We start from the raw sequence: 13709 nt of genomic DNA on the forward strand, positions 1-13709 counted from the left end.
GAGCACCAGGTTTTGGACGGCGAACCACACCGGCCGACGGGCCCATTGCATAGCGGGCGGGAAGTCGGCATGGCCGCTGGCCTGGGCCTTGAGTTCGCGCAGGTTGTTCAGCCACTGGGGGTTAAGGCCGAAGTTCCAGAAATGCGGCCCGCGGAAGGCGTAGGGCTGGAAGACACGGAAGGCCAGCAGGCTCAGTCCCCCGGCCAGGGCCAGCAAGCTCACCCCCAGCAGGCCTTCCTCGCGCCGTTGGGCGGGGCTCAGCCGGGCCCAGCGCACCAGCAGGGCCACGGGCAACAGCACAGCCACAGGGAAGGCGCTGATTTTCGCGGCCATGGCCGCGCCGTAGGCCAGACCAAAAGCCAGGAAACGCGGCGTCAGGCGGCGCAGAGGTCGCTCGTCCAGGGAAATGTGCACCGCCACGGCCACCGCCGCAAAGGTGAACAGGTTGAAGAAGTTGTCCACGGTGAAGAAGTGGGACTGCTGGATTTGCATCACGGCCAAGGCCGAGAAAGCGGCGGCCAGCAGGCCCACTTTGCGCCCGTAGAGGCGTTTGCCCACCCAATAGACCAGCAGCACTAAGAGCACATCGGCCAGGGCGGAGAGTTGCCGCCCCACCAGATGCACCTCGCCGTAGCCGGTCTTGCCCAAGGCATCGGCCACATAGCGCACGATGAAGATGGGCAGGGTGCCGTAGACGAAGAAGCCGAAGCCCTTGTTGGCCGGGTTGAGGGAGGAGCGGGCGGTGTCGAAATACTCGCCTAGGCTGTGCACCGGCTCGATGGCGGATTCCACCATGGTGAGGAACCGCTCGTCGGGGTGCAGGTGCTGGTCTTCGTCCCAGTTGATGCCCACAAACCGCAGGTAAGCACCGAGGAGCAGGATGAGGACGAGCAGGATGTCGGCGAGAAGGGGGGGCAGTTTGGACATAGGAACCTCGAGTCGTTACTTCGTACCCCGTGTCTGGCCAAGAAAGCCGCTAAGGCGTCCAATACACAATGAAATCTTTCCCTGGGGTGGACGAACGCACCACTTTCATCTTTCCCCCAGGATACAGGGCTTCCAGCACGGCCAGGGTTTCCTGGTCTTCGGGCTTCACCAGAAACAACTTTGGGCCGGGGAGGTTTTGCGTGTTCGGGATGTTTTCGCGCCACAGGGCATAATCGGTGATTTGCGGGAACACCCCGGCGTTGATGGCCACCAGGCGGGTATCCACCCAATGGGGATAAGGGACCACCCAGACGTGATCCGGGGCTCCGATGGACTGGCTGAACCCACGGACGACCTGCCCCATTTCGGAGGTGTTCCAGGCCCCTAAGCGAAATTCCTCATCGTACCGGTGGAACACCAGATCGAAGTTGAGAAAAGCCGCCCCCGCCAACAACACCGCGCCCAGGGCCCAGGCCAGGCGGGGCCCCCACCGAGGGCGCCGCGCCCACAAGGGACGCAACACCCCTTCCAGGCCCAACCCTACGATGAGGAATACCGGCACGATGGCTCCACCGGTGCGATTCAGGCTGGGATTCTCCTCGGGGAAGGCCAGCGACAGGGCCGAAGGCAACATGAGCAAAGGCACGGCGACCAGGAGAAACAGGTCCTCCCAGCGGCGCTGGCGCAGATAGCGCACGATGAGCAAGACGCTCCCCAGGGCGTAAAGCGCTCCGCTGATCCAGTCCAGCGCTGGCCGGTGGGGGATGGAATGCACCCAGATCTGGCCGTTCTCCCAGAAAGGCATGAGCCAGACTTTCCACAGGTTGCTCAGAAAGATACGCAACGGCGGCCCCGGATAGGGACGTTCCATCTGGCCCAGGCGGGTCATGGAACGATAGAAGAAGATATCCCAGTGCCCCAGCATGTAGCGCAAGAGGGGCAAGAACACCACCACCGAGAAAAGCACCACCAACACCAAGCCTACCACCGCGCGGGTGCGTCGCTCGGCTGAGCGCCGCCCTTCATGGAGCAAGTACAATCCTACGGCGGCCAGCACCGTGAGCGTCACCATACGGAAAGGCGAATAGCCGTGCACGCCCAGCCCCAGGGCGATGCCGGCGAGAATGAAGGCGTTGCGCTCGCCCCGCCGCAGCCCGCGCACCAGAAAGTACAGCGTGGGCGCCACCCAGGCCGGGTAGAAGGTGAAGCGCAGGGCCACGCGGGTGATCACATTGGGCCAGTAGGCCATGGCCGTCAGGGCCGTGGCCCAAAAAGCCACCCGACGGTCGGCCAACTCCACGCCTAGCAGATAAATGAAGGGCAGGGTGAACAGCCCCATGATGGCCGTGCCCGCCTTGAGGGCCAGGAAACTCAGCCCCAGCCCCAGATACCGAGCGGTGAAGGCGGTGAGGTACATCTGCATGGCCTCGCGGCCCGTGTTGCGGGGGAAGAAGATGCGCCATTGCCCGGCCAGCACATCGGCCACATCGAGCAGTTTCTCGGCATGGTCCGAGAACATCTCGGCCGGCACCTCCGCCAGACGATAAAGGCGGAAAAACAGGGCCAACCCGACCAGGAAGAGCACCGCCAGATGGCCGGGCCGCAGGGTCACCTGCCATGTGCCACGGCGCCATCGCTGCCGCCACCCGGCCAGCCGTTCACGCCAGGGACGCACGGGACGCCACAGGGCCGCCACGAGCAACCCCAGCCCTCCCAGCCAGAGGGTCAAATCGAGGCCGGTGAAGCGATTGTCGCCGAAAAGGACAAAGGCGGCCAGCGCCAGGGTCAATCCCGGCGCCAGCCAACCGGGATGAGCCAGGCGCAGTTCGTCCCGCGCCCAAGGCGTCCGGGGCAAAGGCGGCAGAGTCACCTCACCGCGCAGGAGCGCCCACCCCAGCATCCCCAGCGCGGCCGCGTAAAAACCCAGCGCCGCGCCCAGGCTGCGCTCCGGCGGCTCCAGCAGCCGTTGGGCGAACAAGGCCAACGTCAAAGCCGCCAAACCGCGCCAGGGCCAGGGCTCACGATGCGGGATAGGGTCATGGGACACCGAAGGGGGGACGCCTTCCTCCGGGGGCTGCACAGGTTCAGGAGGTGCGGGCTGGACCTCTGCGTCCGGGGCCAAGCCTCCTGTTTCCCCTTCTTCCCCTAAGGCCTTCTCGACCGCTTGAAGCACCGTTGGGGGCAACGGCGCCCAATCCGCAGGCCGGAGGGCCGGGGGCAGCCACGCAGCCAACCGTCCCTTGACATAGTCCCAAAGAGTGTATTCGCGCATGGTTATATTATAGCCTCTCAGGGATGGCGAGGTCACGCCAGGGGGCGTCACCCCCAACGGCGGGCGATGTAGAACGTATAAGCCCCTTGAGGGTGGCGCGGGTTTTCGTATAGGGGGCGCAACCGGCGCGCCAGCCAGGCCAGATTCCGGTGGGTAGGGGCGAGAATCCAGCGGCCCGTGAGTTTCTTGACCACCAGACCGGGCAGGCCGAAGTAATGCCCCCATTCCAAGGCGCGCAGGGCGGCGGGCGAGAAGTAGTGCCACCAATCCACCACCTCAAAGCCCGCACGGGCCAGGCGCTGGCGCCACACTTCGGGCGGGTCGCAATGATGATGGCGGGAGATGCGGTTGAAGAAGGCGCGATACGCATCGCCCAGCGGGCGCAGGCCCAACCGGTCCAGCGCGCGGCCCACGCTCAGGTTGGGCAGGAAGTTGTGGTTGGGCACGCTGAACACGAAAGGCGCGCCGGGGCGCAACACGCGCGCCAAATCGCGCAGCACGGCGTCCAGATGGGGGATGTGCTCCAACACCGAGTTGCTCACCGCACTGGCGAAAGCGCCCTCGGGGAAAGGCATGGCCGCGCCGTCGGCCTGGACGAGCAGGCGGTAGGCCTCGCCATAGCGGCGGCGGGCCTCCTGCAGGGGCGCCCACCAGGGGTCCAGGCCCACTTCCAGGGGGCGGTCGAAAGTGCGGGCGGCAAAGTGGCCGTCGCCGCAACCCAGGTCCAGGGTAGGCGCAGGCAGGTCGAGGCCCTGGTAGAAAGTAGCCTCCACCGCGCGCAGCAAGGCGCGGAAGTAGGGCAGTTCACGCAGTTGAAGAAAGAGAAAATCGCGATTCGACGGGGTCACCATGGCCGTTATTCTACCGCAATCTCAGAGGTCTGAGCCTGCCGAAGGCCCGGCACGGCCATCCTGAAGCCAGGCCCCCGGAGACCAGAGCGGCACCCGGCCTTCAACTTCGCCCAGGCCCGGGTTCCCCCCACCAAAAATATCCCGGAGCCAGGGGGCCGCAGCGTGTGCCGGTTGCGAGGCAAAGCAAACCCCGGCAGGCAAAGGGGCCTGCCGGGGTAGCGGGCGGGATGACGGGCCGGAGGTTCACTCTTCGGTGAGGAAAAAGCCCATCCCAATCGTCCCCGGCCCCACATGGGTGCCCAACACAGGGCTCAGTTCCACAAACAGGGTTTCCTGGCAATTCAGAGTCTGCTCCACCTGGGCCTTGAAGGCTTGGGCGGCCTCGGCCGCATGGGCGTGGATGATGCCGACTTTGACCGGTCGGTCGCCGGCGCGCTCCTTGGCCAGGTCGAGGATGCGTTGCAAGGCGCGCCGCTTGGTGCGCACCCGCTCCAAGGCGTCGATTTTCCCTTCGGCGTCGAAATAAAGAATGGGCTTGATGTTGAGCGCCGTGCCCAAGTAACGGGAAGCCCCCCCGATTCGTCCGCCCTTGTGAAGGTATTTCAGCGTATCCACCACGAAAAAGGTGTGCAGACGATCCACCACCCACTGGGCTTTGTCCCGCACCTCCTCAAAGGATGCGCCCTGGGCGGCCAGGCGGGCCGCTTCCAGCGTGGCCCAACCCTGGGCCGCCGAGGTGCTCCTGGAATCCACCACGGCCACCGGCACTTTATCGAACTCTTGTGCCGCCGCCAGCGCGCTGGCCACTGTGCCGCTGATGCCCGAGGAAATGAGCACCGCCACGATGGCGTCGTACTTTTCGGCCATGGCTTCATAAGCGGCCAGGAAGTCTTGCATGGGAGGTTGCGAAGTCGTGGGCAAGGTTTTCGACTGAGACAGGCGCTCGTAAAACGCCTGGGGGGTGATATCCACCCCATCGCGGAAGGTTTCCCCATCCCAATTCACCCGCAGAGGGACCACGCGGATATCGTACTGCCGCAAAAGGTCTTCGGGGAAGTAAGTCGTACTGTCGGTCAACACACCTACAGGACTCATCGTCTCCTCCATCGAGCAACAAAGATGCGGCCCATAGCCAGACAACCGCTCCATCTATCCTAAACCCCAAACGAGGCCGAGGGATACGAAAAAACCCTCAAAAACGCTGTAACACAGAGGATGGGTTCAGGAAAGGACTCCCCTCAACCGCTCAAACAGCGCTTCGTAGGCCGCGGCCGTCGCCTCAGGGGCGAACCTGCGCGCCACGGCTTCGGGATCGCCGCGGTAGGCTTCGGGGTGCTCGAGCACTTTGAGGATGGCCTGCGCCAGGCTGGCCGCATCGCCCACCTGGGCGATTTCGCCCATACTGGTCATCCTGACCGGCTGGCGCACGCCGGGCAGGTTGGAAGCCACCACGGGCACGCCGTTCATCATGGCCTCGATTTGCACCAGACCAAAACCCTCGGTGGAGTTCAGGCTGGGCAACACGAGCACATCCAGGTTAGGGTAATACGCGGCCATCTCTTCGGCGCTGAGCAGCCCCACGAAGCGCCAATGCCCCACCTCCGCCAATTTGCGGATGGCCGGCATGACCCGCCGGCGGTACGCCTCCTCACCCAGCACGTTCTCGTATGGGCCAGCGTAAAGCACCAGGGCTTCGGGGTAACGTTCCAAAATGCGCTCCATGGCCGCCACCAGGTATTCCACCCCTTTCTCCGCAGCTAGGCGGGCCGCCATACCGATCACGGGCCGTCGACCTTGCGGGTTGTGCTGGCGGGCAAAGGCGGCGATGGCCTCCGATGTCGCTCTGGGCAGCGTCACCGGGGGCAGCACCGTGGTCAGTTTGTGCCGGTAGCGCCGCAAATAGGGCGAATGGTCGGCATAGTCCTGGGTATAGGTAACCACCTGATGGGCGAAGATGGCCGCCAGATGGTCCATGGTGTGCACCACCGTGTTAACCACGCGATTGAACGCCCCTGGAGGCAACTTCACATCGCAATGATAGGTCAACACCGTGGGGCGACGGAACACCCGGCCGCGAAAAGCCACACCAGCCGCGTCGAACTGAGGCAGGTGCAGGTGCACCACATCGTGGGCCAGCACCTGGCGGGTGGCCTCCAGGCCGATGGTGGGCATGATGACCCCTTTGCTCACCCGAAAGAGCACCGGCACCCGCACCACCCGCACGCCGTCCAGCACCTCCTCACGGGGCAGGGCGCGGTCGTATTGGGAGGTGAGCACCGTGACCTCGTGCCCCCGCGCCGCTAAAGCGCGGGAAAGTCGTTCCACATAAACCGTCAAACCGCTCACATGGGGGCGGTAGTAAGTCAGCATTTCTATAATCTTCACGCTCGCTGCCTCCCTGCACGGCCAAAGGATGTCGCCGCGATGAGGTTATCTTTTCTGGGAATGGATGCCGCACATCATTACGCCTATACGAACAACTCCCGGTTCGCCTGCACCCACGCCACCAGCCGCCGCACGCCTTCTTCTACCCCCACCTGGGGGCGCCAACCCAACTCCCGTTCGGCTTTGCGGATGTCGGAAATGTACACCCGCTGATCGCCGGGCCGCCAGTCGCCATAGGTCACCGGCACCGGATGGCCCAACAGTCCTTCCAGCAAGGGGCCAAACTCCCGCCAGATGGACACGGTGTGCTGGGGGCCGCCGCCGATGTTGTACACCTCCCCAGCCACCTGCTCCCGCCGGTCCACGGCGGCGTCATAAGCATCCAGCAAATCCTCCACGAAGAGCAGGTCACGCACCTGCTTCCCGTCGCCGTAGATGGTGATAGGCCTGCCCGTAACGGCAGCGATGACGAACCAGGCCACCCAACCTTGATCCTCCACGCCCCACTGGCGCGGGCCGTAGATGCAACTCTGGCGGAAGACCACCGTGGGCACGCCGTAGATGCGGGCGTAGTCGCGCACATACTGATCGCCCGCTCCTTTGGAGCAGCCGTAGGGGGAGTGGAAATCTAGCGGCTGAGTTTCGGGCACGCCGTGAGGCAGGTCGGCGTAGCGGTAGCGGGTCGCCTCCTCCACCACGGCCACCTCTTCCATGCCGCCATACACCTTGTTGGTGGAAGCGTAAAGGACCAGGGGCCGCCGAGGGGACAGGCGGGCGGCTTCCAGCACATTGAAGGTACCCAAGGCGTTGATTTCAAAGTCCAGGCGCGGGTCGCGCACCGAAGTCGTCACGGCCACCTGAGCCGCCAGGTGAACGACCACATCGGCTTCGCGCACCTGGGCGGTGAGCAGCGCCGCGTCGCGCACATCCCCCACCACCAGACGGAAATGCTGTTCGCCGAACTGTTCCCGCAGCCAGGCGATGTTGCGCTCGGCCCCCCGGCGAGAGAGATTGTCGTAAATCGTCACCCGCTCGCCGCGCCGCAGCAGACGGGCCGCGTAGTTGGCGCCGATGAACCCGGCGCCGCCGGTGATCAGGTAATGGCGTGCCATCTTTCCTCCCTCACGAAAAGAAGGGTGAGCGGGACACCACTTCTCATCAGGGCTACCCGCGGGTGAACGCTCACCGAGGTCTTACAGTCTGTTGCACAATCTGAGGCAACGAAGCGCCGTAGACGCTCAACCCCGCCATGCCCAGGGACACGGTCACCAGGTAGTACACGGCGTGCATGGCCAGGGCGTAGGCCAGAGCGACGGAAGGGTCCACGCCCAGGGCGTGCAACACAAAAACCATCACACCCTCCATGACGCCCAGGCCTCCGGGGGCCGAGGGCACGGCCACGCCCATACCCACGCTGCCCAGCACAAAAGTCGCCCACCACAGGTTGGCCTGGGGCACCAGGACTTGCAGAGCCAGGCCGTAGGCCACCACCTGCACCAGCCAGGAGACGGTCATCAGCCCCAGGAGGACCAAAAACCGCAGGGGGTGGGCCAGGACTTCCAGGCCGTCCAGAAAGTGTTGGGCCCAGCCCAGCAACCGTCGGGTCCGGCGACCGCCCCTGGGGGTCAGGCGAGTCTCCAGGATCCGGCCCAGAGGGACGCGGAACGCGGCCAGCAGGGCCAAGACGAACAACACCGCTATCGCCAGTCCCCCCAGGGTGAGTGACGCATGATGGGCCTGGGGCAGGTCCAGCACCCAGGGGATGGCGGCCAGCAACATCCCGGCCAACAGCACCACATCCATCAAACGCTCCACCATCACGGTGGAGAGGGCATGCCAAAAAGAAACACGAGCCCGAGGGGCAATGAGCAAGGCGCGGGCGGCCTCCCCGGCCCGCAAGGGGATGAGATTGTTCACCAAGTAGCCGGCGTTGAGGGCCCAAAAGGCCGCAGACCACGAGGCCCGCCCCCCCAGCAGCAACCGCCAAGCCAACGCCCGCAGGCCGATGGAGGCCGCCAGGAGCACCACGGCCGCCGTCAAGGTGAGGGGCGGCAGGCGGCGCAGGGCCTGGACTAAGGTGTGCACATCGGCCAGGGCCAACACGGCGGCCAGAGCAGCGGCGCTGACCAGAAAGCCCACCCAGGTGCGGGGGCTCCAACGCGTTTTCACCCTTCCTCCTCCCCCAACTGCAGCACCGCCAGAAAAGCCTCCTGGGGGATGGCCACCTTGCCCACCATCTTCATCCGCTTTTTGCCCTTCTTTTGCTTTTCCAGCAGTTTGCGCTTGCGGGTCACATCGCCGCCGTAGCACTTGGACAGCACATCCTTACGCAGGGCCTTCACATTGGCGCGGGAGATGATCCGCCCCCCCGCCACGGCCTGAATGGGCACCTCGAACAACTGTCGCGGGATGAGTTTCTTGAGTTTGGAGACCAACCGTTGCCCTCGATGGTAGGCCTCGTCCCGATGGACGATGGTCGCCAGAGCGTCCACCGGCTCGCCGTGCACCAGAATCTCCAGTTTGACCAAATCGCCGGGGCGGTATTCGGCGAACTGGTAGTCCAGCGAAGCATAGCCCCGCGTGCGGGACTTGAGTTGGTCAAAGAAGTCCACGATGAGTTCGGCCAGGGGGAGTTGAAAGTAAAGCACCACCCGGTCGGGCGTAGGATGCTCCTGACGCACGAACACCCCTCGCCGCTTGGTGACCAGGTCCATCACCGGCCCGTAGTAGGCCAGCGGGGTGAAAATCTGGATGTCCATCCACGGCTCGCGGATTTCGGCGATCTCCCCTTCGTCGGGCAGTTGTGCTGGGGAATCGATGCGCACCACCTCGCCGTTGCGCAGCACCACCTCGTACTCCACCGAGGGAGCGGTGACCACGATGTCCAGGTCGTACTCGCGCTCTAAGCGCTCCTGGACGATTTCCATGTGGAACATACCCAGGAAACCGCAGCGGAACCCAAAGCCCAGGGCCTGGGAGGTCTCCGGCTCATAGACCAGCGCTGCGTCGTTGAGTTGCAGTTTGGCCAGGGCGTCGCGCAGGTTTTCGTAGTCCTCGGCTTCGGTGGGGTAAATGCCGGCGAAGACCATGGGCTTGGGGTGACGATAGCCGGGGAGCGGCTCGGCGGCGGGGCGCTGAGCCTGGGTGACGGTATCGCCCACGCGAGCCTCCTGCACGGTCTTCAATCCAGTGGCGATGTAGCCCACCTCGCCGGCTTCCAGCCCCCCGGTGGGGGTCATGCGCGGGGCGAAGACGCCCACCTCCACCGGGCGAAACTCGGCTTCCGAGGCCATCAGGCGCAAAGTGTCGGTGGCCGTCAGGCGGCCCTCGACCACACGCACATAGACCACCACACCCTTGTAGGGGTCGTAGTGGGAATCGAAAATGAGGGCCCGCAGGGGCGCGTCGGGGTCGCCTTGCGGCGGCGGCACCTGGCGCACGATGGCCTCCAGCACCAGCTCTACATTGGTGCCCTCTTTGGCCGAGATGCGGATGACCTCTTCCTCCGGGACACCCAGGAGTTCGGCCACTTCATGGGCCACCTCATCAGGCCGCGCCGAGGGGAGGTCGATTTTGTTCACCACCGGGATGATTTCCAGGTCATTCTCCAAAGCCAGGTAAAGGTTGGCTAAGGTCTGGGCCTCCACCCCCTGGCTGGCATCCACCACCAGCAGCGCCCCTTCGCAGGCGGCCAGGGCGCGACTGACCTCGTAGCCGAAGTCCACATGGCCCGGCGTGTCGATGAGGTTGAGTTCGTAAGTCTGGCCGTCCTGGGCGGTGTAGCGCATCCGCACGGCCGAGGCTTTGATGGTCACGCCTTTCTCCCGCTCCAACTCCATGTCGTCCAGCACCTGCTCGGTCATCTCGCGGTCGGAGATGGTGCCGGTGAGTTGGAGCAGGCGGTCGGCCAGGGTGGACTTGCCGTGGTCGATATGGGCGATGATGGAGAAGTTGCGGATGAGTTTCGTCATAGCGGGGGTAAGTATACCAAAGGTGCGAAATGCGGAGTACGGTGTGCCATGTTCCACGGGTGCGATGGGCGGCGTTCCATGGCAAGGCCCAAAGGAGACAAGGCCATCTCCACGCCAGTTTACTCCACCCGCAGGATGGGGAACAGGGCGGCGATGAGGAAGGCCAGTACGGCCAGGGCAGGGCCCACACCCAGCAAGTCGGCCAGCACGCCCAAAAGAAGGGCCAGACCACTGGCCAGCAAGGTGCGCACCACCGATTCCACCGAGAGGCCCGAGGCCATCACCCGGCTGGCGATCTGGTCGCTAATGTAGGCCACATTCATCGGCCGCCGCAGGTTGTGGAGCACATAGAAGCCCAGGTAAGCCACGATAGCGACGCCCGTCCATCCGCCCCAGGTGACCGCGCCGGCCAGCGCCAGCAGGAACACGCCCAACAGATAGGAGCGGTTGATGGCCTGGGCCAGGTTGGCAAAGCGGCGGCTGAATCGGTCGGCGTTGCGCGAGGCGTAACTGGTGCTCAGGTAGATGAAGAAGTACACCACGCCCACCACCACGGCGCCGCGTTGCTGCCCCGAGTACGCCAGGAAAACGGGCAGCGCCAGGGCAAACTGTTCCAGAATAGGTTGCAGGTAATCTTTGGTGGCCTTGAACAGGGCCATGAAACTGGCGCTGTTGAGGATGGCCCGCCACACCTGGCGGTCGGTGAACATGGCCCGAAAGTCCTGCCAGGTCTGACGGGCCTGCTGCCGCACAGCCTGCCAGCGCAAGGCCGTCAACTCGCCGTCCAGTTCAGGGGGATAGGTGGCCAGGTTGATGAAATCGAGCACATACGGCACAGCCGCGGCCAGGAACATGATGCGATAACTGCCGGTATAGAAAGCCAGCGCCGCCGCAATCAGTGCGTTGATGGCCGAGCCAAACTGGGAAGCCGAACGGGTGCGCCCGTAGTAGGACACCTTGAGGTGCTCCATCCGGTTGAGTTTGAGGTACTCCAGGATGAGGGCCTTGTGGGTGCCCGAACGAAAGGCTTCGCCCACGGCGAACAGGATCATGGCCAAGGCAAACCACCCGAAGCCACGGCCCCAGTAAAACACGGCAAAGGAGACCAGATACGCACCGAAGGCCATGAGCATGGCCTTGCGGCGGCCAAAAGCGTCGGCCAGCACCCCGGTGGGCACTTCCAACAGGTATGTGGTGGTGTCGCGGATGGCGTACAGGGTGCCGATGAGGGTGAAACTCAGCCCGGCTTCACGGAAAATGAGGATGAGGAAAGGCTCGAAAAAGCGCAGGTTCTTCAGGAACCCATAGAGCGCAAAGCGGGGGAACATGCGGTCTTTGCGGAACATCGTTACCTCCCAGGGTTATCCTAAGGCCATGGCCAAGCCGTCGGCGCGGGGGTCGGAACCGCCCCACAGCACACCGCTCTCGCGATCGCGCACGATGATCTGCCCGCGGCCAAACAACGCCCGCCTGGGGGTCCAGCAACCGCCGCCGTTGGGCCGCAAACGTCTTAGAGAGCAGGGCTTCCAACGGGGCGGGGTTGGTTCGCGGGTCGGCCACATACCAGCGGGCGTCCACAAAGGCCAGGCGCAGCGCCTCGATGAGCACGTGCAAACGCTCCGCGCTTAGCGGGTCTTGCCCGGCCAAAGCCTTCCAGGATGTTGAGGGCCAGCAAGGCGACCAGGCCCTGGCCGTTGGGCGGGCACTCCCAGATCCACAAGCCACGATAGGTGACCCCAATGGGCTCCACCCATTCGCTCTCGTGCGCCGCCAGGTCCTCCACAGTCAGGCACCCGCCAGCCTGCTGAACCACAGCGGCGATGGCCGCGGCGATGGGGCCGCGGTAAAAAGCCTCCTTGCCGCCCTCGGCCACCATGCGCAAGGTGAGGGCCAGGCCGGGATTGCGGAACACCTCCCCAGGGCGTGGGGCACGGCCCTCGATGGTCAGTTCCTCTCCATTAGGTGCGTGGCGCAGTTGACGCTCCACGCCGCGGGCCCAGAAGTACGCCGTCACCGGCGCTACGGGGAACCCTTCCTCGGACAGGCGAATGGCCGGAGCCAGCACCCGACTCAAGGGGAGAAGACCAAAGCGCTCGACCAGGTCGCACCACGCCGCACAGGCCCCCGGCACGGTCACGGTATAGGGGTGAAAAGGCGGCAGGCCGTCGGCCAGCCCCTCCCGGCGCGGGCGCTCCAGGGGGAGGGCTTGCGACGCGCGGCCCGAGCCGTTGAGGGCGTACACCCGGCGCGTCGCGGCGTCGTAGTACACCCCGCCGATGCCCGTGGAAGTGGGTTCGGTACATTGAGCGCCGCGGCCACGGCCACCGCTGCATCGGCTGTCTTGCCCCCGGCCGCCAACACACCCAGCCCGGTGGCCACGGCCCAAGGCTGCGAAGTGACCACCATGCCACGGCGGCCCAACACGGGCGAGCGACGGGAAGCGAAAGTCAGTGCGTGGCTCATGGCTCCCCCTCGGTCGGGCGGGTGCAGGTCTGAATCCAGGTCGCCAGCGTGTCTTCAGCCATCGGGGGACCATCCACCGTGAGCCACACCAGAAACTCCACATTGCCTTTGGGGCCGCGGATGGGGGAGCGAATCAGGCCGCGCACTCCGTACCCGTGGGTTTGAGCAAAACCCAGAATGTCCTGCAACACCCGGCGGTGCACCGCGGGGTCCCGAATGACCCCCCGACCCCGCGCCGCTTGGCGGCGCCCGGCCTCGAATTGCGGCTTGATCAGGGCCACCACATCCCCCCGGCCCGATGGCCTCAACGGCTCCGGGAACCACCCGTGCACCACGGGCAAGATCACCCGCAAGGAAATAAAGGAAACATCGATGGTGACCAACGAGACCGGCTCAGGCAAGCGCGCCACATAACGGGCGTTGGTGCCTTCCATCACCACGACCCGCGGGTCGCGGCGCAGTTTCCAATGCAGTTGCCCTTTGCCCACATCCAGGGCATACACCCTGGCTGCGCCGTACTGCAACAGGCAATCGGTAAAGCCCCCCGTGGACGCGCCCACATCGGCGCACACCCGCCCCGTCACAGCGATGGAAAAAGCCTCCAACGCCGCGACCAACTTCTCCCCGCCGCGGGAGACGAAGCGCGGGGCCCGGGCCACTTCGATGGGGGCATCGGCCGCCACCCGCTGGCCAGGCTTGAGGGCCATCTGGCCCGCCACCCGCACCTGCCCGGCCATGATCAGCCGCTGGGCTTGGCTGCGGCTCTCGGCCAGACCACGCTTGACCAGCAAAGCATCCAAACGCGTCTTCCTGGGCATGGGTTCATTTTACCCCCATCTA

Annotated in this window: 12 protein-coding genes; all 12 read right to left on the reverse strand. The window is 65.0% G+C overall.

Annotated features, from left to right (window positions below):
* Nucleotides 1-927, reverse strand: a 927-nt coding sequence (locus G4O04_00315) for a phospholipid carrier-dependent glycosyltransferase (GenBank protein ID HEY56995.1), incomplete at its 3' end; no start/stop codon positions are given.
* 49 nt (nucleotides 928-976) lie between these two features.
* Nucleotides 977-3199, reverse strand: a complete 2223-nt coding sequence (locus tag G4O04_00320) for a glycosyltransferase family 39 protein (GenBank protein ID HEY56996.1) — start codon at nucleotides 3197-3199, stop codon at nucleotides 977-979.
* 47 nt (nucleotides 3200-3246) lie between these two features.
* Nucleotides 3247-4050 (reverse strand): class I SAM-dependent methyltransferase, encoded by an 804-nt coding sequence (locus G4O04_00325; protein HEY56997.1) that lies wholly within the window; start codon nucleotides 4048-4050, stop codon nucleotides 3247-3249.
* Between the two features lie 243 nt (nucleotides 4051-4293).
* Nucleotides 4294-5145 carry a DegV family protein gene (locus G4O04_00330; GenBank protein HEY56998.1) on the reverse strand — a complete coding sequence of 284 codons (852 nt, stop codon included), beginning with the start codon at nucleotides 5143-5145 and terminating at the stop codon, nucleotides 4294-4296.
* A 126-nt stretch (nucleotides 5146-5271) separates the two neighbouring features.
* The gene (locus G4O04_00335) at nucleotides 5272-6435 is read right to left on the reverse strand and encodes a glycosyltransferase family 4 protein (protein HEY56999.1); all 1164 of its coding nucleotides are present in this window, start codon (nucleotides 6433-6435) and stop codon (nucleotides 5272-5274) included.
* Nucleotides 6436-6518: 83 nt separating this feature from the next.
* Nucleotides 6519-7547 carry an NAD-dependent epimerase/dehydratase family protein gene (locus tag G4O04_00340; GenBank protein HEY57000.1) on the reverse strand — a complete coding sequence of 343 codons (1029 nt, stop codon included), beginning with the start codon at nucleotides 7545-7547 and terminating at the stop codon, nucleotides 6519-6521.
* A gap of 70 nt (nucleotides 7548-7617) precedes the next feature.
* Complete coding sequence (locus tag G4O04_00345) at nucleotides 7618-8604, reverse strand: flippase-like domain-containing protein (protein HEY57001.1); 987 nt, start codon at nucleotides 8602-8604, stop codon at nucleotides 7618-7620.
* Nucleotides 8601-10406, reverse strand: a complete 1806-nt coding sequence (gene lepA / locus G4O04_00350; GenBank protein HEY57002.1) for an elongation factor 4 — start codon at nucleotides 10404-10406, stop codon at nucleotides 8601-8603. The genes G4O04_00345 and lepA overlap by 4 nt, the downstream gene beginning before the upstream one ends.
* A gap of 119 nt (nucleotides 10407-10525) precedes the next feature.
* A complete protein-coding gene (locus G4O04_00355) occupies nucleotides 10526-11752 on the reverse strand; it encodes an MFS transporter (protein ID HEY57003.1) in 1227 nt (408 codons plus the stop codon).
* Complete coding sequence (locus tag G4O04_00360; protein ID HEY57004.1) at nucleotides 11655-12014, reverse strand: hypothetical protein; 360 nt, start codon at nucleotides 12012-12014, stop codon at nucleotides 11655-11657. Before G4O04_00360 ends, G4O04_00355 begins: the two co-directional genes overlap by 98 nt.
* On the reverse strand, nucleotides 11917-12675 hold the full coding sequence (locus G4O04_00365) for a hypothetical protein (GenBank protein HEY57005.1): 759 nt from the start codon (nucleotides 12673-12675) through the stop codon (nucleotides 11917-11919). The genes G4O04_00360 and G4O04_00365 overlap by 98 nt, the downstream gene beginning before the upstream one ends.
* Before the next feature lie 190 nt (nucleotides 12676-12865).
* Nucleotides 12866-13687: a TlyA family RNA methyltransferase gene (locus G4O04_00370; protein HEY57006.1), complete on the reverse strand. Its 822-nt coding sequence runs from the start codon at nucleotides 13685-13687 to the stop codon at nucleotides 12866-12868.
* Nucleotides 13688-13709: the final 22 nt, after the last annotated feature.

It is taken from the genome of Anaerolineae bacterium, assembly GCA_011176535.1.
In the GTDB taxonomy this organism is placed as follows: Bacteria; Chloroflexota; Anaerolineae; order Anaerolineales; family DRMV01; genus DUEP01.